This window comes from Methylobacterium sp. 1A (genome assembly GCF_058072805.1).
Genome location: NZ_JBYQVE010000001.1, coordinates 2,678,453 through 2,695,000, shown reverse-complemented (window position 1 = coordinate 2,695,000; position 16,548 = coordinate 2,678,453). Strand labels below are relative to the sequence as shown.

The following is a 16,548-nucleotide window of genomic DNA, read 5'->3' as shown; positions in this document are numbered from 1 at the left end:
CGCCCGGTCCACTTCCGCGGCCGGCGCCGATGAGCCGGGGTATAGAGCCACGGTTCCCGGCCGTCAACACCCTTTTTGCCGACCGGCGCGGCGGGCCGTCCGGAAGCCTCGCAGTGGATCGTCGTGGTCTTTCCCGCGCCGGGGCTGGCGCTCAGGAGCAGCACGCCTCAATCTCGACACGCTGGGTCGTGAGATGAGATTGCCGGGCGCGGATGTCGCCTCCGGTATGGTCGAGCCCGGCCTCAGCGCCGCGGATCCCGCGGGAACGCCCGTTCGCCATCGTCTTCTCAGGGCCTTCGAGTGAAGCGCGAGCGACTCAAGATCGGCGACGTGGCCGCCCTCCCCCCGGCACGCGGGGTGCACGAGCCTCTCGACCATCTCGGCGCGACCGCGACGCAGATCGACCGACGCGCCGTCAACCTCCGCTGGCTCTGCGCCAGCAGTCTCACCGGCCTGACCGGCGCCGGTCTGATCGCTGCGGCGCTTCACGTGTCCCTCCAGGGCGACGTCTCCTTCGCGGCCATTCCCGAGAAGGCGGCGATCATGCCCCGCCCCCAGCCGAGCGAGAGCGGCGCCAACATCGCCCGCAAGGGCGACCGGCTGGTGCGCAACCTCATGATCGCCTCGGCCAAGCAGAGCTTCAAGGCGCCGGTCACGGTCCGCCTCGGCGACCGCGAGATCATCAAGGCCAAGGCCTTCGTGCGGCTGACGACGCCCCTGTCGATGACGACGGGCGTCTACGCCGCCGAGCCGCCCCGCTTCGACCCCATGAAGTTCGTCTCCGACGAGCCACTGGAGCGCGCGCCCGATGCGTCCGCCGACGCCCCCAGCGCCGAGGTCACCGTGGTCAAGCGCGAACTCGCCGACGCTGCCGTCGACGCCAACGCGCCCGCCCTCAGCGACGACGACGTCACCGCGCAGGTCGAGGAGGAGCGCCGTATCGCCGCCGAGGCAGGGCGCCGCGCCGCCATCCCGATCGCCCCGCAGATCATGCTGTCGCGGACGCTCCAGCAGGGCGCGGCCGGCGACGGCGACGGCGCGGCGCCGAAGGACGCGAACCCGTTCAAGTCCATCGAGGTGCTGGTCGTCCCGGAGAACGTCACGAAGGTCGCCAAGGTCGAGTTGAAGGCCAACGAGGCGCCGCTCGTGGAGGAGCGCGATCTCGCGTTGAAGCGCGGCGAGACACTGGAGACCACGCTCAAGGCCACCGGCCTCGCGAGCGACGATGCCGTTCGCGGCATCGTCGCCGCGCTCGGGGGCAAGACCCGCACCGCTGCCCTCAACGAGGGGCAGCCGATGCGCGTCCAAGTCGCCCCCGGGCCCCGTCCTGGCGATCCCCGCCAGGTGACGCGCGTGGTGCTGTACGGCGAGAACGGCATCGAGGGCATCGCGGCCCTGAACAACCGCGGCGCCTTCGTGTCGGTGGCGCCCCCCGCCGAGGAGGCCCCCTCCCCCAAGGGACAGCCTCAGGCGGAGGCCGGCGAGGACGAGGACGAGGATTCCGGCTCCGGGCCGCGCCTGTACCAGAGCCTCTACGAGACGGCCGCGCGCCACGACCTGCCGCGGGCCACGGTCGAGGACATCGTCCGCGTCTTCAGCTACGACCTCGACTTCCAGCGCCGCATCGGCAGCGGTGACGGGCTCGACGTCTTCTACAGCACCGACGACGAGGCCAGCGCCGATCGTCCGGACCTGCTCTACGCGGCGCTGACGCTCGGCGGAGAGACCCGCAAGGTCTACCGCTTCCAGTCGCCGGACGACGGCACGATCGACTACCTCGACGAGCAGGGCCGGTCGCTGAAGAAGTTCCTGCTGCGCAAGCCCATCGCCGACGGGATCATGCGCTCCGGCTTCGGTTACCGCCGCCACCCGGTGCTGGGCTACGCCAAGCTGCATACGGGCGTCGACTGGTCGAACCCGATCGGCACGCCGATCATGGCGGCCGGCAACGGCGTGGTGATCCGCGCGGAGATGACCTCGGGCTACGGCAACCGGGTCGAGCTGCAGCACGTCAACGGCTACGTGACGACCTACAACCACATGTCGCGGTTCGGCCGCGGCATCCGCGAGGGCGTCAAGGTCCGGCAGGGCCAGATCGTCGGCTATGTCGGCTCGACCGGCCTGTCGACCGGCGCGCACCTCCACTACGAGGTGATCATCAACGGCCACTTCGTCGACCCGATGAAGATCCGCGTCCCCCGCGGCCGGGAACTCGACGGGCGCCTGCTCGCCGACTTCAAGCGCCAGCGCGAGCAGATCGACGCCACCATGCAGAAGTCGAAGAGCGCGACCGCCCTCGCCCAGCGCGACGCGGCGGTCCGCTGAGGGAGCGCGCTGTCGTTCAGGCGAAGCCGAGCCGGGCGCGGACAGCCTCGGGCGTCGCGCCGGCCTGCCGAAGGTCGGCGAGGGATCGCGAGCCGCGCGACTTGGCCAGCTTCTCGCCTCCGGTATCGAGTAGCAGCGCGTGGTGGCGGTAGCGCGGGACCGGCAGGCCGAGCAGGGCCTGCAGGAGCACGTGCAGGTCGGTGGCCGCCTCGAGGTCGCGGCCCCGCACCACGTGGGTGATCCCCTCCGCCGCGTCGTCGTGGACCACGGCGAGGTGGTAGCTCGTCGGCACGTCGCGCCGGGCGATCACCGCGTCCCCCCAGCGTGCCGGATCCGCCGCGACCCGGTGCGCGCCGGCCGTGTCGAAGGCGACGTAGCCGTGGGTCGGGCCGGCGCGGCGCAGGGCGGCCGCCATGTCGAGCCGCCAGGTATGCGGGTCGCCGCGGGCGATCCGGTCCGCGGCCGCCGCCCGGTCCAAGTGGCGGCAGGTGCCGGGATAGAGCGGCACGCCGTCCGGATCGCGGGGGCCGTCGCCGCCGGAGGCGACGCGCGCCCGGATCTGGCCGCGTGAGCAGAAGCACGGATAGGCGAGCCCGCTCGCGATCAGCCCGTCGAGGGCGACCCGGTAGGCCGCCATGTGCCGGGACTGGCGCCGCACCGGTTCGGGATAGGTCAGCCCGAGCCAGGCGAGGTCGGTGACGATCCCGTCGACGAAGTCCGGCTTCGAGCGCGCGGGATCGATGTCCTCGATCCGCAGGCGGCAGACGCCCCCCATCCGGGCGGCGAGGTCCGCGTTGAGCAGCGCCGAGTAGGCGTGGCCGAGGTGCAGCCGCCCGTTCGGGCTCGGCGCGAAGCGCAGCACCGGCGCCGCGTCGGTCACGGACCGGTCCGGCAGATCACCCGTTCCGGCGGTGCAGGCACTGCGGCGCGCCGGGCTGGCAGGCGATCCCGGGCAGCGAGCAGGCCGGTCCCTCCGCCAGGCGGCGGCAGACCTTGCAGCCGTCGGTCCACTCGAGGCAGGCCGGATCGTCGGCCGCCGACACCGCCGGCGACGCGTGCCGCGCCGGCGCCAGGGCGCCGATGAGCACGGTGGCGATCACGAGGACCGCGATGCCCCAGGCGGCAAGCGCGCCGCTCGACGAGCGCGATGCGGGCGACGGAGGGCTGACGGTCGACATGGGCCTCCTGTTGGCGCGGGACCCGCCCGCCTGTCAACGCGCGCTCAGGCGGCCCGCGCGGATCGGCGCTCCAGCAGCGGCGGGAGCAGCTTCAGATTCAGCGGCTTGGCCAGGAACCCGTCGAAGCCGGCCGCCCGGGCGGCGGCCTCGTCCTCCCGGCCGGCATTCGCGGTCAGCGCGACGAGGTGGAGGCGGTCCGCGCCGCCCGCTTCGGCGGCGCGGATCCGCCGGGCGGTCTCGTGCCCGTCGAGGCGGGGCATCCGCACGTCGATCAGCGCGAGGTCGAAGGGGCCGTCCGTCTCCAGCCGAGCGAGGGCCTCGAGGCCGTCGACGGCGTGGATCACCGTGGCACCGAGGCGCTCCAGGGCCCGGGTCGCCAGCAGGGCGTTGATCGGGTTGTCCTCGGCCAGCAGGATCCGCAGGCTGGAGCCGACGCGCGCCGGCTCCGCCGCCGGCGCGGTCGCGGCCTCGACCGGGCCCGTCGACGCGAGCAGGCGCTCGAACAGGGAGCGCGGCCGGACCGGCTTGATCAGGTAGCCGTCGAAGCCCGCCGCGCCGGGGGACCCGAAGCCGCGCCGGTCGAACGGCGAGAGGAGCACGAGGCTGGTGCGAACCCCGCAGGCGCGGGCCGCGTCGGCGATCTGGCGCACCGCCGCGTCGCCCAAGGCCCGGTCGGCCAGCACCGCGTCGAAGGCCGCGCCCGACAGGGCGTCGAGGCCCGATTCCAGGCTGTCGACGATCACGGTGGCGGCCCCGGCCCGGGACAGGCTGCGGGCGAGGTACGGGGCCTGGAACGGCGAGTCGGCGACGATCAGGCAGCGCCGCGGGGCCAGCGTCGGCAGCGGCGCGCGCCCGCTATCCTCGGCCGCCGCGACCTCGGCGAGCGGCAGCAGGACCCGGAAGGTCGAGCCCCGGCCGAGGCGCGAGTCTGCCTCGATCCGCCCGCCCATGCGGGTCACGAGCCGCCGCGTGATGGCGAGGCCCAGCCCCGTGCCCTCGTGGCTGCGGCTCGCGCTGCCGTCGCCCTGCTCGAACTCCTCGAACAGGATCGGCAGCCGCTCCTCCGGGATCCCCGGGCCGGTATCCGCCACGGCGAGCACGACCTCGCCGCCGGTCCCGGCCCGCGCGAAGCTCAGGCTGACGCCGACGCCGCCGCGCTCGGTGAACTTGATGGCGTTGCCGGCGAGGTTGATCAGGATCTGCCGCACCCGGTCGGCGTCGCCCAGGATCGCGGCCGGGAAGTCCTCGGCCACGTCGAGGGCGATCTCGATGCCCTTGTCCTGGGCGCGGGGCGCCAGCAGCTCGACGACCCCCTCGGAGAGGGCCGGCAGGTCGAAAGGCTCGGCCGCGAGGTCGAGGCGCCCGGCCTCGATCCGCGAGAAGTCGAGGACCCCGTCGATCAGGCCGAGCAGCGCCTGGCCGCTGGTGCGCACCGCCTCCACGTAGGTGCGCTGCTCGGGGTTCAACGCGGTCCCGAGCACGAGGTCGGCCATGCCCAGGATGCCGTTGAGCGGCGTCCGCATCTCGTGGCTCACGGTCGCCAGGAAGCGGGATTTGGCGACGCTCGCCGCCTCGGCGCGCTCCAGGGCCGCGTCGCGGCTGCGGATCGCCTCGACCCGCGCGGTCACGTCCCGGCCCGCGCGCAGCCAGTGCGTCGCGTCGCCGTGCGCCACCGGCATCTCCACGAAGGCGAACCAGCGCGCCCGCCCGTCCGCCGTCCGGACCTGCGCCTCCAGGCGGCGGACCCCGTCCGGCCCGATCTCCACGGCGTTCCGGTCGAGGATCTCGAGATCGTCCTGGGAGCCGATCAGCGCGATCGGCTCGCGGCCGAGGAGGCGGGCGAAATCCTCGTTGGCGTAGGTGATGCGCCCGCGGGCATCCCGCTGGACGATGATCTCGGTGGTGGCGGCCACCAGGGCGCGGTAGCGGTCCTCGCTCTCGCTGATCCGCCAGAGGCGGTCCTGCAGCCGCTCGGCCTCGCGCTCGGCGCGCCGCGTTCCGAGCCGGCGCCAGAGGGCGAAGGCCAGTGCGGCCGCGGTCAGGAGCGCCAGGACAGGCGCCAGCGTGTCGATCATTCCGGCCTCCCCGGCATCGGGCCGGTCCGCCGCAGGATCGCAGCCGAAGCTGAAGGCGGCGTTGGGAAAGGCCCTTAACCGCCGGTTGCGGACTTCGCGGAGTCCGCGGCGGAATCCGCGGCGGAGTCCGCGACGCGGCACGGGATCAACGGTACCGTGCGGTGATCCGAGAAGCGGCTCGCGAGTTGCCTGCCAGGACGCAGGTCCGGACGGAGACGGTACATGCCCGGTGAGCACTACGACGTCATCATTGTCGGGTCCGGTCCCGGCGGCGGCACGATGGCGTGGCGCCTCGCCCAGACGGGCAAGCGCATCCTGCTGATCGAGCGCGGCGACTACCTGCTGCGCGAGCCGCGGAACTGGGACAGTCAGGCGGTGATCGTCGACGGCTACTACCAGGCCAAGGAGACGTGGTACTCGTCCGACGGCAAGAGCTTCCATCCGGGCCTGCACTACTACGTCGGCGGGAACTCGAAGTTCTACGGCTCGATCCTCTTCCGCCTCCGCGAGAGGGACTTCGCCGAGATCCGCCACCAGGACGGCGTCGCGCCGGCCTGGCCGGTCGGGTACGACGTCTTCGAGCCGTACTACCAGGCGGCCGAGGAGCTGTTCCACGTCCACGGCCTGCGCGGCGAGGACCCGACCGAGCCCTGGTCGACCAAGCCCTACGCCCATCCGCCAGTGGCGCACGAGCCGCGGATCCAGGAGCTGTTCGACAACCTGAAGCGGGCCGGCCACCACCCGTTCCACCTGCCGGTGGGCGTGCGGCTGGTGGAGAAGGACGGCCGCGCGGTGCCGACCTCGCCCTGCATCAAGTGCGAATCGTTCGACGGCTTCCCCTGCCCCACCAACGGCAAGTCGGACGCGCAGACCATGGTGGTCGACCCCGCCCTGCGCGACTGCCCGAACCTGACGCTGCTCACCCGCACCTACATCGAGCGCCTCGTCACCGACGCCTCCGGCCGCACCGTCACGGGCGTCGTCGGGAACCGCGACGGCGCGCCGTTCGAGGCCTCGGCCGACATCGTGGTGGTGGCCTGCGGCGCCCTCTCCTCGGCGCTGCTGCTGCTGCGCTCGGCCAGCGACCGCCACCCGAACGGCCTCGCCAACGGGTCGGATCAGGTCGGGCGCAACTACATGCGCCACAACAACTCGACGGTGCTGGCGATCTCGAAGGTCCCGAACCCGACCCGATTCCAGAAGACGCTCGGCCTCAACGACTTCTACTTCGGCGATCCGGACCCGAAGGATGGCTGGGATTTCCCTCTCGGCCACATCCAGATGGTCGGCAAGTCGGACGGCGCCCAGATCCACGGCGAGGGCCTGCCCGGCTTCCTGCAATGGTTCCCCGACAAGCCGTTCGACTGGATCGCCAAGCACTCCGTCGACTTCTGGCTGACCTCCGAGGACGTGCCGCTGCCGCAGAACCGGATCTTCTACAAGGGCGGCAAGGTCCATCTCGACCTCACCGAGACGAACGTCGAGGCGCACAAGCGGCTCCGGCACAAGCTGCGCGAGATCTGCAGCTTCACCGACATCCACCCGCACCTGTTCGACCGCTCGCTCTACCTGGGCAAGAACGTCCCGATCGGCGGGACGGCCCACCAGGCGGGGACCCTGCGGTTCGGCGCGGATCCGAGGACGTCGGTGCTCGACACCAACTGCAAGGCGCACGAGCTGGACAACCTCTACGTGACCGACGCCAGCTTCTTCCCGTCGATCGGCGCCGTGAACCCGACGTTGACCATCATCGCCAACGCCCTGCGGGTCGCCGATCATCTCGTCGCCCGGATGGGCGCCCGGGACGCGATCGCGCCGCCCCGGCTGTTCGACCACACCGAGCCGCGCGAGCCGCTGCCGGCCTGAAGACCGGCGGGGCGCGAACCATCGCTCTCCTGCTCGTCCCGAGGTGCCGGCACCGGACACGCGTGATCGTCCCCGCGCGCGCGTGGCGCCGGGGGCATGGCCCGGGAGGCGAGCACGAGGGACGCGGGACGCCGCGGGAACCCAGGTGTCGGCCAAGTACGCGCGGGATCCGATCCCCGCGGCGCCCCGCGGCATCGGCCGGGCATGATCCCCGGCCGGTGCCGTCTGTCTCGTCGCGACGTCTCCGACGTCCCGGTCCTGCGACTCCCCGTTAGCGGTCTCTGTCGAGGTGCAGGCACGCCGTACTCGCACGCCGTGCCCGCACCTCCGGAACCCGCATCGGCGCCGTGGCCTTCCAGCCGTCCCCCGCCTCGTAGTGGGCGGGTCCGCAGGTCGCTCAGGGTCGGCCCAGAGGCGGGTCGGCGCGGGGGCATTTCCTCACCCCGCCGGGCAGAGTGCCGCCCGGTCTCACGCCCGCATCCGAGGCACGCCCCGCACCGGTCCGTCGCCCGGGGCGATGGCGGCTGAGAGCCACCGACGCGGGCGCCGCCCCGTCCCCGGACCCGCACGGTCAGCCACCGGGCGGGCCCCCGAAGGACGCCCCGGGATCGCTCCCGAGCCGCCGCGGACAGGTGCGGTCAGGAAGCACAAAATAGGAACATTGTCAAGGCAAACTGAGCCGCGCGCCGCGGTCGACGACGCCTCTCCGTCATCGCGAGCGCAGCGAAGCGACCCAGGGCCGCGCACCATCGGCAAGGTCGCGCTGCTGGCTCGCTTCGCTCCGCTCGCAAGGACGTCGGTGCCGAGAAACCATCGGCCGCGGGCACCGTCACATGGGCCGAGCCCTGCCGTCACTCCGGGACGCCGCGGCGCGACTTCGGGATGACGGGCAAGCCGTCGCATCTGCTATGTCGGCACTCCGACCCTCCACCGAACGCGACGCCCGTGGCCATCGACCATATCGATCTCAGCCGGATCGACCTGAACCTGCTGGTCGCCCTCGACGCGCTGCTCGACGAGCGCAGCGTCACGCGGGCCGCCGCGCGGGTCGGGATCGGCCAGTCGGCGATGAGCTCGAGCCTCGCCCGCCTGCGCCGCCTGTTCGACGACGAGCTCCTGACCCGGGCGCCGGACGGGATGCGACCGACGCCCCGCGCCCTGAAGATCGCCGAGCCGCTGCGCGCCACCCTCCGGCAGGTGCAGGCGCTGGTGCACCGGGAGGAGCGGTTCGACCCGACCACCGTCGAACGCGTCTTCACGGTGAGCCTGCCGGACAGCGTCGAGGCGCTGCTCGGGCCGCGGCTGATCGCGCAGCTCCGGCGGGACGCGCCCGGCATCCGGCTGCTCCTGCGCTCGGTCGACCGGACCCGGATCCTCGACGAGCTCGACGCCGACCGGGTCGACCTCGCCATCGGCCTGTTCTCGGAGGGGCAGCTCCACCACAAGCAGCGCCTCCTCTACCGGGACAGCTACGTGGTGCTGTTCAACGCCGCCCTGATCGGCCTGGAGCCGCCGATCGGGCTCGACGATTACCTGCGCTTCCCCCACGTGCTGACGTCCCTGCGCGAGACCGCCCACGGGGTCGTCGACGACGCCCTCGCGCTGATCGGGCGCTCGCGCACCCTGGCGGTGACGACCCCGCGCTTCCTCGTGGTCCCGTTCATGGTCCGCGCGGCGCCGGTGATCGCCACGATGCACGCCCGGCTCGCCACCTCCTTCGCCAGCGCCCTGGCGCTGAGCGTCAGCCCCGTGCCGGTGCCCCTCGACGACGTGCCCGTGTCGATGCTGTGGCACGCCTCCTACGACCACGACCCGGCCCACCGCTGGCTGCGGGACCTCCTGGTCCGGCTGGCCCACGAGCCGCCGGCGCCGGGCATCATCTGATACGCTTTCCGCTTGAACGCGACGGTCGACGCATTCCGTGCCGTCCTCACGAGCGGAGCGAAGTGACCCAGGACAGCGCGAGGCTGGCCGCCGTCGCGCGATCTGGATCGCTTCGCTCCGCTCGCGAGGACGGACGTGCGGACGGCATCGACCGGCCGCGAGCAGACCGCACCGTCACAGGCACGGATCCGCTGCGGCCTCCAGGCGGCCGCTCGCGATCGCCGCGCGGAACAGGGCGAAGTCGGCCGCATTGCGCTCCGCGTAGGCCGCGGCCCAGTCGGCGATCGCCCCGCTCAGGTCGTGGTGCTTGCCGCTGCCGCAATAGCCGGCGATCGCCGCCGCGTCCCCGGTCCGCGCGTGGGCGCGCGCCAGCAGCGTCCCGTAGGCGTACGAGAAGGTCAGGAGCGGCGCGCCGGACATCCGCGCCAGCGGGATCGCGCCCTTCAGGTTCTTCATCTGGCGCACGTAGAACGGCCGGCCCGCGATGCTGGTCCAGCCGAGCAGCGGGTCGCCCACCGCCTGGAGCAGGCGCTGGCCGTAGATCACCCGCTCGCCCTCGTGCCCGGAGAACGGCGCCGGCACGCCCGGCAGGTACGGCGCGTGCGCCGGTCGGACCGCCTCCTTGACCTGCAGGAAGAGCGCGTCGGCGTCGGAATTGCCGAACAGCAGGGCGAGGTAGGCCCGGGTCCCGACGCTGCCGACGCCGACGACGCGGTGGGCGACGTCGACCACGTGGTAGCGGTCGAGCATGAAGCGCCGCTCCCGCGGCAGGGTCTCGGCGTAGCGCTCCAGGCCGGTGACGACGCCCTCGCGGGTCGCCGCGTCCACGGGCGTCAGGATCGGCGCGTCGGTCTGCAATTGCCAGGTGCCGTCGGTGCGCCGCTCGGCCACCTGGGCGAGCAGGCTGCGGTTGTTGCGACGCCGCGCCTTGTCGACCGCCCGGCGGACCACGGCCCGGGCCTCCGCGTTCATTTGGAGCCCGGCGATGTGCGGGCCGTCGGCGCGGGTCGTCTGGTACCAGACGTCGAGGGAGCCCTGCGGCGCGAGGCGCCGCATCGTGTGCTGGTAGCCGGAGACCGCCTCCATGACGGCCGCCCGCCGCTCGCCCGCCGGCAGGCCCGCGTCGTCGGTGGCGACCGCCAGCCCGGCCGCGAGGCGCTTGAGGTCCCACTCCCACGGGCCGATCGTGACCTCGTCGAAATCGTTGAGGTCGAGGACGATGTCGCGCTGCGGCGTGCCGAACAGGCCGAAATTGTCGGTGTGCGCGTCGCCGTTCATCACGACGTCGATGCCGCTGCGCGGCCCGCGCGACAGGTCCCAGGCCATGACGTGCGCGGCCCCGCGCAGGAACGCGAAGGGCGAGCTCGCCATCCGGGCGACCCGCAGCGGGATCAGGTGCGGCTGGCGGCCCGCGTGGGCGGCCTCGATCAGGGCGACCGGGTCGGGCCGGTCGGGATCGGAAGCCAGCGCGGCCTGGCCCGCGTGGGGCACCTCGGCGCGCAGCCGCTTGCCGGCCTTGCGGCGCTTGTCCCAGGCCTCGACGCCCGCGCGGAGGTCGATCCGCGGGAAATCGGCGACCGGTGCCAGCACCGAGTCCACGGCCGGGGCATCCGCCTCCCGGTCCTCCGGCGGCACGGTCTTGTCGCTCTCGATGCGATCCATCGCTGTCCCATCGCGGCAGCCGGGTCGGCCCCGCCGGTGCGCTCGACCGGCCCGAAGCCGGGGCGGCGGACCGCACGTTAGCATCCGGCCGGCTCTGTGACGTCACGGGCCCGGACGGCCCTTGACCACCCTACAGGGGGGCCCTCTAACGAACCGAGTATTCGGGGGGTGTTCCTCCGTCTCGTGTCGTTCACGGCCTCGCGATCACAGTGCCGGAATCGACCCGGACGGCCGGGGAACACCGTTACATCAGCGAGACGTCGCATGCCCAAAGGTTCAGATCTCCTCGTCGCGGCCCTCGAGAACGAGGGCGTCGACCGCATCTTCGGGATTCCCGGGGAGGAGAACCTCGACGTCGTCGAATCTCTGCGCAACTCCAAGATCGAGCTGGTCCTGACCCGCCACGAGCAGGCGGCGAGCTTCATGGCCGCCACCCACGGCCGACTCACCGGCCGCCCCGGCGTCTGCCTCTCGACGCTCGGCCCGGGCGCCCTGAACTTCTCCACCGGCGCGGCCTACGCCCATCTCGGCGCCATGCCGATGATCATCATCACCGGCCAGAAGGGCATCCTGTCCTCGCGCCAGGCCAAGTTCCAGATCGTCGACGTGATCTCGTCGATGAAGCCGATCACCAAGATGGCCCGGCAGATCGTCTCGGCCTCCTCGATCCCCACCATCGTGCGCGACGCCTTCCGGGTCGCCACCGAGGAGCGGCCCGGCCCGGTGCTGCTGGAGCTGCCCGAGGACATCGCCTCCGAGGAGGCCGAGGCCGACCTCGTCCCCTCGCACCCGATCGACATCCCGGTCGCGCACCCGACCGCGATCGCGCGCGCCGCGGACATGATCCTGAAGGCCAAGCGCCCGCTGATCATGCTGGGCGCCGCCGCGAGCCGCCCCCGCGCCACCGGCGAGCTCGGCGGCTTCGTGCAGCGCACCGGCATCCCGTTCTTCACCACCCAGATGGGCAAGGGCACGGTGGCGGGCGGGACCGACCTCTACATGGGCACCGCGGCGCTCTCGGAGCGCGACTACGTCCACGAGGCGATCGACAAGGCCGACCTGATCATCGCCATCGGCCACGACACGATCGAGAAGCCGCCCTTCTTCATGGGCCAGGCCGACCAGAAGGTCGTCCACATCGGCTACATGCCGGCCAACGTCGAGCAGGTGTACTATCCGGATGCCGAGGTGGTGGGCGACCTCGGCCCGACGCTGAAGCTCCTGGCCGACAAGCTCGACGGCAAGCTCCCGAACGCGGGCGCGCTGCTGCACCTGCGCGAGCACATCCTCGGCCATATCGCCGATCGGGCCGGCGAAGACCGCTTCCCGGTGACGCCGCAGCGCCTCGTGCGCGACGTGCGCCGGGTGATTCCGGAGGACGGGATCGTGTGCCTCGACAACGGCATGTACAAGATCTGGTTCGCCCGGAACTACCGCACCTACGTCGCCAACACGCTGCTCCTCGACAACGCGCTGGCCACGATGGGCGCGGGCCTGCCCTCGGCCATGATGGCGGCGATGCTCTACCCGAAGCGGCGCGTGATGGCCGTCTGCGGCGACGGCGGGTTCATGATGAACAGCCAGGAGATGGAGACCGCCGTCCGGCTGAAGCTCAACCTCGTGGTGCTGGTGCTCGACGACTCGGCCTACGGGATGATCCGCTGGAAGCAGGCGGTCGACAAGTTCGCCGATTACGGCATGACCTTCAGCAACCCGGACTTCGTCCTCTACGCCAAGTCGTACGGGGCGACCGGCCACCGGGTCGAGTCGGTCAACGACCTCGTGCCGACGCTGGACCGGGCCTTCGCGGCGGGCGGAGTGCACCTCGTGGCGGTGCCGATCGACTACTCGGAGAACACCCGCGTGCTGGTCGACGAGCTGCGCGCCAAGGTGAAGGATTTCGAGCCGGCCGAGTGAGGCCGGTTTCGCAGATGGTCGGCACGCAAGACAGGGCAGCGCGATGAACCCGTTCACCTTCCAGACCACGCCGAACGTGCTGTTCGAGGCCGGCGCCGCGAAGAAGCTGCCCGAGATCGTCGGCAGCTTCGGGGCCAAGCGCGTCCTCCTCGTCACCGACAAGGGCGTGCGCGGCGCCGGCCTCACCCAGGCCGCCGAGGCGGCCCTGGCCGCCGCGGGCGTCACCCTCGACGTCTACGAGGACGTGGTCGCCGACCCGCCCTCGACGGTCATCGAGGCGGCGGCCAAGCGCGCCCGCGAGCTCGGGACCGACCTCGTCCTGTCGATCGGCGGCGGCTCGGCGCTCGATACCGCCAAGCTCGTGGCCTACCTCGCCAAGTCCGACGAGCCGCTCGACGCGATCTACGGCGTCGGCCTCGCCAAGGGCGACCGCCTGCCGCTGATCCTGGTGCCGACCACGGCCGGCACCGGCTCGGAGGTGACGCCGATCTCGATCGTCACGACGCCGACCACCGAGAAGAAGGGCGTCGTCGCGCCGAAGCTCCTGCCCGACTGGGCGGTGCTCGACCCGGAGCTGACGCTCGGCCTGCCGTCGCACGTCACCGCGGCGACCGGCATCGACGCCATGGTCCACGCCATCGAGGCCTTCACCAGCAAGAACAAGAAGAACCCGATCTCCGACCAGCTCGCCAAGCAGGCGCTGGCGCTGCTCTCGGCCAACATCCGGACCGCCTGCACGGACGGGAAGAACCTCGAGGCGCGTTCCGGCATGCTGCTCGGCTCGATGCTGGCCGGCATGGCCTTCGGCAACGCGCCGGTGGCGGCGGTGCACGCGCTCGCCTACCCGGTCGGCGCGATCTTCCACGTGCCGCACGGGCTCTCGAACGCCCTGGTGCTGATGGGGGTGATGCGCTTCAACCTCTCGCACGCTGAAGGACTCTACGCTGAGCTCGCGCCGATCCTCGACCCCGCGGCCGCCGACCTGCCGCGGCCCGAGGCCGCCAAGCGCTTCGTCGAGAGTCTCGACGCGATCTGCCGCGACTGCAAGGTTCCGGCCTCGCTCGCCGAAGTCGGCGTCGCCCGGCAGGACCTGGAGCGCATGGCCACCGACGCGATGAAGCAGACGCGGCTCCTCGTGAACAACCCGCGCGAGGTCACCTACGACGACGCCTTCGCGATCTACGCTGAGGCGCTGGGAGAGGCGCGGCCGGCGGCGTGAGCATGACGATGGCGGTGATGCTGGGGCTGTCGCCCGATCAGTCCAGCCCACACCGTCCTCGCGAGCGCAGCGAAGCGACCCAGGGAGACGCGCCGTCGTTGAGCATGGCGCTGCTGGATCGCTTCGCTCCGCTCGCGAGGACGGGGGCGACGGTTTCAGCCTCGGGGCTGTGAGGAGAGACGCCAGCATGGACCAGTTCGACGCGTTCCGGGCGATGAGCGAGTTCTGGACGCGGGCCGGCGCGGGCTTCTTCACCCCGGGCGCCGGGCAGTCCGCGCCCGGGTTCGGCTGGCCGACCTTCCCGGGCGGCGACCTCGCGGATCTCGCCGCGGCGCAGGCCAAGCTGACCGAGGCCTGGACCGCCGCCAGCGCCCTCTCGCAGACGCTGACGCGCTCGCTCCAGGGCGGCCCCGGCGCACCGGACCCGACGGCCGGAGCGGTGCTCGCCCGGATCTTCGATCCGCAGGCCTGGCTCGGCGGCTCGGCCGAGTTCGACGCCGCCCTGACCCGCATGGCCGAGGGCCCGCAGCTCGCCGACCTGTGGCAGACCGAGCGGCGCTACGCGGCGCTGTTCACCGCCTGGGCGAGCCTGCGGCGGGCGCAGAGCGAGCATCAGGCCGTGATGCTGCAGGCCTGGACGCGGGCGGCCGGGACCTTCGCGAAGGAGGCCAATGCCCGCGCCGAAAACGGCGAGAGCTTCGCCTCCGCCCGCGAGATGATGAGCCGGTGGATCGAGACCGCCAACGCGGTCCTTCTGGAGGTCCAGCGCTCCGACGCGTTCCTGGCCTCGCAGCGGGCGGTCCTGCGGGCCTCCACGGACCTCCGGCTCGCCCAGCAGGACGTCGCGGCCTTCCTGTCCGAGTTCTACGGCCAGCCGACCCGGGCCGAGCTCGACGACGTCCACAAGAGCCTGACCGAGCTGCGCCGGGAAGTCCGGGCGCTCCGCCGCGAGCGTCGGCAGGCCGGCAAGACCGCGAGAGCCGGCGGTTCACGGGTCGGGGAGGACGCCCATGGCTGATCAGGAGAAGCCGAAGGGGCCGGCCGCCCCGCTGAATCTCACCCCGGCCGCGTTGCTGGCCGAGGTCGGCACCCTCGGCCGCCGCATCAGCGAGGGCGCCAGGCTGTTCGCCGATGTCAGCGACGCCGATGTCGAGATCGCCACCACGCCGAAGGACCTGGTCTGGAGCCAGGACAAGGTCAGCCTCTACCGCTACCGGCCGCTCGCCGAGAGCAAGGGCCTGCCGCCGGTGCTGATCGTCTACGGCCTGATCGGCCGCTACACGATGGCCGACCTTCAGGAGGACCGCTCGCTCGTCCGCAATCTCCTGAATCTCGGCCTCGACCTCTACGTCGTCGACTGGGGCAATCCGGGCCGGGCCGACCGCTACGTCACCATCGACGACTACGTGGACGGCTACCTCGCCGAGTGCGTCGCCTTCATCCAGGAGGCGGCCGGGCGGGATAAGGTCAGCCTGCTCGGCATCTGCGAGGGCGGCGTCTTCACCACCTGCTACGCGGCGCTCTACCCCGAGACCGTCAACGCGATGGTGCTGACCATCACGCCGATCGACTTCCACGCCGACACGCGGGAGAACCGGGCCGGCCACGGCTTCATCAATGTCTGGACCCGGTCGCTCACGCCCGAGGATGTCGACCGGCTGATCGAGGCGCAGGGGTCGCTGCCCGGCGCCTTCATGGGCTCGGTGTTCTCGATGATGACGCCGATGCGCACCATGACGAAGTACAACCTCGACCTGCTCGACGCCCTCGACGACAAGAAGAAGTTCCTGAACTTCCTCCGCATGGAGAAGTGGATCGCCGACCGGCCGGACCATCCCGGCGAGGCCGCCAAGCAGTGGTTGAAGGACCTCTACCAGGACAACAAGCTGGTCGAGAGCGCCTTCGAGCTCGGCGGCCGGCGGGTGGACCTGAAGGCCATCACCTGCCCGGTGCTGAACGTCTTCGCCCAGGATGACCACATCATCCCGCCGGCCACCTCGCAGGCGCTGAAGGATAAGATCGGCACCACCGACTACACCGAGATGGGGCTGCCCGGCGGCCATGTCGGCGTCTTCGTCGGCGGCAAGGCACAGAAGCTGCTGGGCTCCGGCATCGCCGACTGGCTCGGCAAGCGGGGGTAGGATGTCTGCCCGACGGTCCTCGATGAGCGCGACGCCCCTCCCCTCCCACCTCTGCCGGGACGCCCACTGGATACGCACATCGTGCGCGGCGCCGTGGCGGCAGGATCGAGCGCGGGTTCCCTCTCCCGTGCGGGAGAGGGACAGGGTGAGGGATCAGGTTGGTCCGGAGAAGCCGCGCCATGCACGCGCTTCGACGGCGCGCTCCATCCTGAAGCTTCTTGTCCCTCACCCCGACCCTCTCCCGCACGGGAGAGGGGGCGTGTCGCGGTCTGTCACCAACG

The 16,548-nt window shown here is 72.0% G+C and carries 12 protein-coding genes; 8 read left to right on the top strand and 4 right to left on the bottom strand.

Annotated features, from left to right (window positions below; all coding sequences use genetic code 11):
* Window positions 1-300: 300 nt before the first annotated feature.
* Window positions 301-2,325, top strand: a complete 2,025-nt coding sequence (locus tag ACX9MN_RS13200) for a M23 family metallopeptidase (RefSeq protein WP_489724672.1) — start codon at window positions 301-303, stop codon at window positions 2,323-2,325.
* Window positions 2,326-2,341: 16 nt separating this feature from the next.
* On the opposite strand, the gene gluQRS is transcribed toward ACX9MN_RS13200, so the two are convergent.
* From gluQRS to ACX9MN_RS13185, 3 genes are read right to left on the bottom strand one after another with little or no spacing between them, the layout of a single operon-like run.
* Window positions 2,342-3,205, bottom strand: coding sequence for a tRNA glutamyl-Q(34) synthetase GluQRS (gene gluQRS, locus ACX9MN_RS13195; RefSeq protein WP_489724671.1), 864 nt, complete (start codon window positions 3,203-3,205; stop codon window positions 2,342-2,344).
* A gap of 16 nt (window positions 3,206-3,221) precedes the next feature.
* Window positions 3,222-3,503: a hypothetical protein gene (locus ACX9MN_RS13190; protein WP_489724670.1), complete on the bottom strand. Its 282-nt coding sequence runs from the start codon at window positions 3,501-3,503 to the stop codon at window positions 3,222-3,224.
* A 44-nt stretch (window positions 3,504-3,547) separates the two neighbouring features.
* Complete coding sequence (locus ACX9MN_RS13185; protein WP_489724669.1) at window positions 3,548-5,578, bottom strand: ATP-binding protein; 2,031 nt, start codon at window positions 5,576-5,578, stop codon at window positions 3,548-3,550.
* Between the two features lie 222 nt (window positions 5,579-5,800).
* Here ACX9MN_RS13185 and ACX9MN_RS13180 point away from each other — a divergent pair, with 222 nt between their 5' ends.
* A complete protein-coding gene (locus tag ACX9MN_RS13180) occupies window positions 5,801-7,444 on the top strand; it encodes a GMC family oxidoreductase (protein ID WP_331299018.1) in 1,644 nt (547 codons plus the stop codon).
* 945 nt (window positions 7,445-8,389) lie between these two features.
* Entirely contained in the window at window positions 8,390-9,328 is a 939-nt protein-coding gene (locus ACX9MN_RS13175; protein WP_489724668.1) for a LysR family transcriptional regulator, read from the top strand.
* 174 nt (window positions 9,329-9,502) lie between these two features.
* Here ACX9MN_RS13175 and ACX9MN_RS13170 read toward each other — a convergent pair whose 3' ends face one another.
* Window positions 9,503-10,990 (bottom strand): DUF2252 domain-containing protein, encoded by a 1,488-nt coding sequence (locus ACX9MN_RS13170; protein ID WP_234082762.1) that lies wholly within the window; start codon window positions 10,988-10,990, stop codon window positions 9,503-9,505.
* A 264-nt stretch (window positions 10,991-11,254) separates the two neighbouring features.
* Here ACX9MN_RS13170 and ACX9MN_RS13165 point away from each other — a divergent pair, with 264 nt between their 5' ends.
* Genes ACX9MN_RS13165 through phaC form a run of 5 tightly spaced genes read left to right on the top strand, consistent with a single transcriptional unit; the run spans window position 11,255 to window position 16,267 of the window.
* Window positions 11,255-12,907 (top strand): acetolactate synthase large subunit, encoded by a 1,653-nt coding sequence (locus ACX9MN_RS13165; protein ID WP_020095074.1) that lies wholly within the window; start codon window positions 11,255-11,257, stop codon window positions 12,905-12,907.
* Between the two features lie 43 nt (window positions 12,908-12,950).
* On the top strand, window positions 12,951-14,126 hold the full coding sequence (locus ACX9MN_RS13160; protein WP_489724667.1) for an iron-containing alcohol dehydrogenase: 1,176 nt from the start codon (window positions 12,951-12,953) through the stop codon (window positions 14,124-14,126).
* Window positions 14,123-14,299, top strand: coding sequence for a hypothetical protein (locus ACX9MN_RS13155; RefSeq protein WP_489724666.1), 177 nt, complete (start codon window positions 14,123-14,125; stop codon window positions 14,297-14,299). The genes ACX9MN_RS13160 and ACX9MN_RS13155 overlap by 4 nt, the downstream gene beginning before the upstream one ends.
* 14 nt (window positions 14,300-14,313) lie before the next feature.
* Entirely contained in the window at window positions 14,314-15,144 is an 831-nt protein-coding gene (locus tag ACX9MN_RS13150; RefSeq protein ID WP_091976330.1) for a poly(R)-hydroxyalkanoic acid synthase subunit PhaE, read from the top strand.
* Entirely contained in the window at window positions 15,137-16,267 is a 1,131-nt protein-coding gene (gene phaC / locus ACX9MN_RS13145) for a class III poly(R)-hydroxyalkanoic acid synthase subunit PhaC (protein ID WP_056527699.1), read from the top strand. Before ACX9MN_RS13150 ends, phaC begins: the two co-directional genes overlap by 8 nt.
* The last annotated feature ends 281 nt before the right edge of the window (window positions 16,268-16,548 follow it).

Excerpts from the sequence above, each read along its gene's own strand:
- ACX9MN_RS13190 (WP_489724670.1), bottom strand. The coding sequence starts at position 3,503 with ATGTCGACCGTCAGCCCTCCGTCGCCCGCATCGCGCTCGTCGAGCGGC.
- ACX9MN_RS13185 (WP_489724669.1), bottom strand. The coding sequence starts at position 5,578 with ATGATCGACACGCTGGCGCCTGTCCTGGCGCTCCTGACCGCGGCCGCA.
- ACX9MN_RS13180 (WP_331299018.1), top strand. The coding sequence starts at position 5,801 with ATGCCCGGTGAGCACTACGACGTCATCATTGTCGGGTCCGGTCCCGGC.
- ACX9MN_RS13170 (WP_234082762.1), bottom strand. The coding sequence starts at position 10,990 with ATGGATCGCATCGAGAGCGACAAGACCGTGCCGCCGGAGGACCGGGAG.
- ACX9MN_RS13165 (WP_020095074.1), top strand. The coding sequence starts at position 11,255 with ATGCCCAAAGGTTCAGATCTCCTCGTCGCGGCCCTCGAGAACGAGGGC.
- ACX9MN_RS13160 (WP_489724667.1), top strand. The coding sequence starts at position 12,951 with ATGAACCCGTTCACCTTCCAGACCACGCCGAACGTGCTGTTCGAGGCC.
- ACX9MN_RS13150 (WP_091976330.1), top strand. The coding sequence starts at position 14,314 with ATGGACCAGTTCGACGCGTTCCGGGCGATGAGCGAGTTCTGGACGCGG.
- phaC (WP_056527699.1), top strand. The coding sequence starts at position 15,137 with ATGGCTGATCAGGAGAAGCCGAAGGGGCCGGCCGCCCCGCTGAATCTC.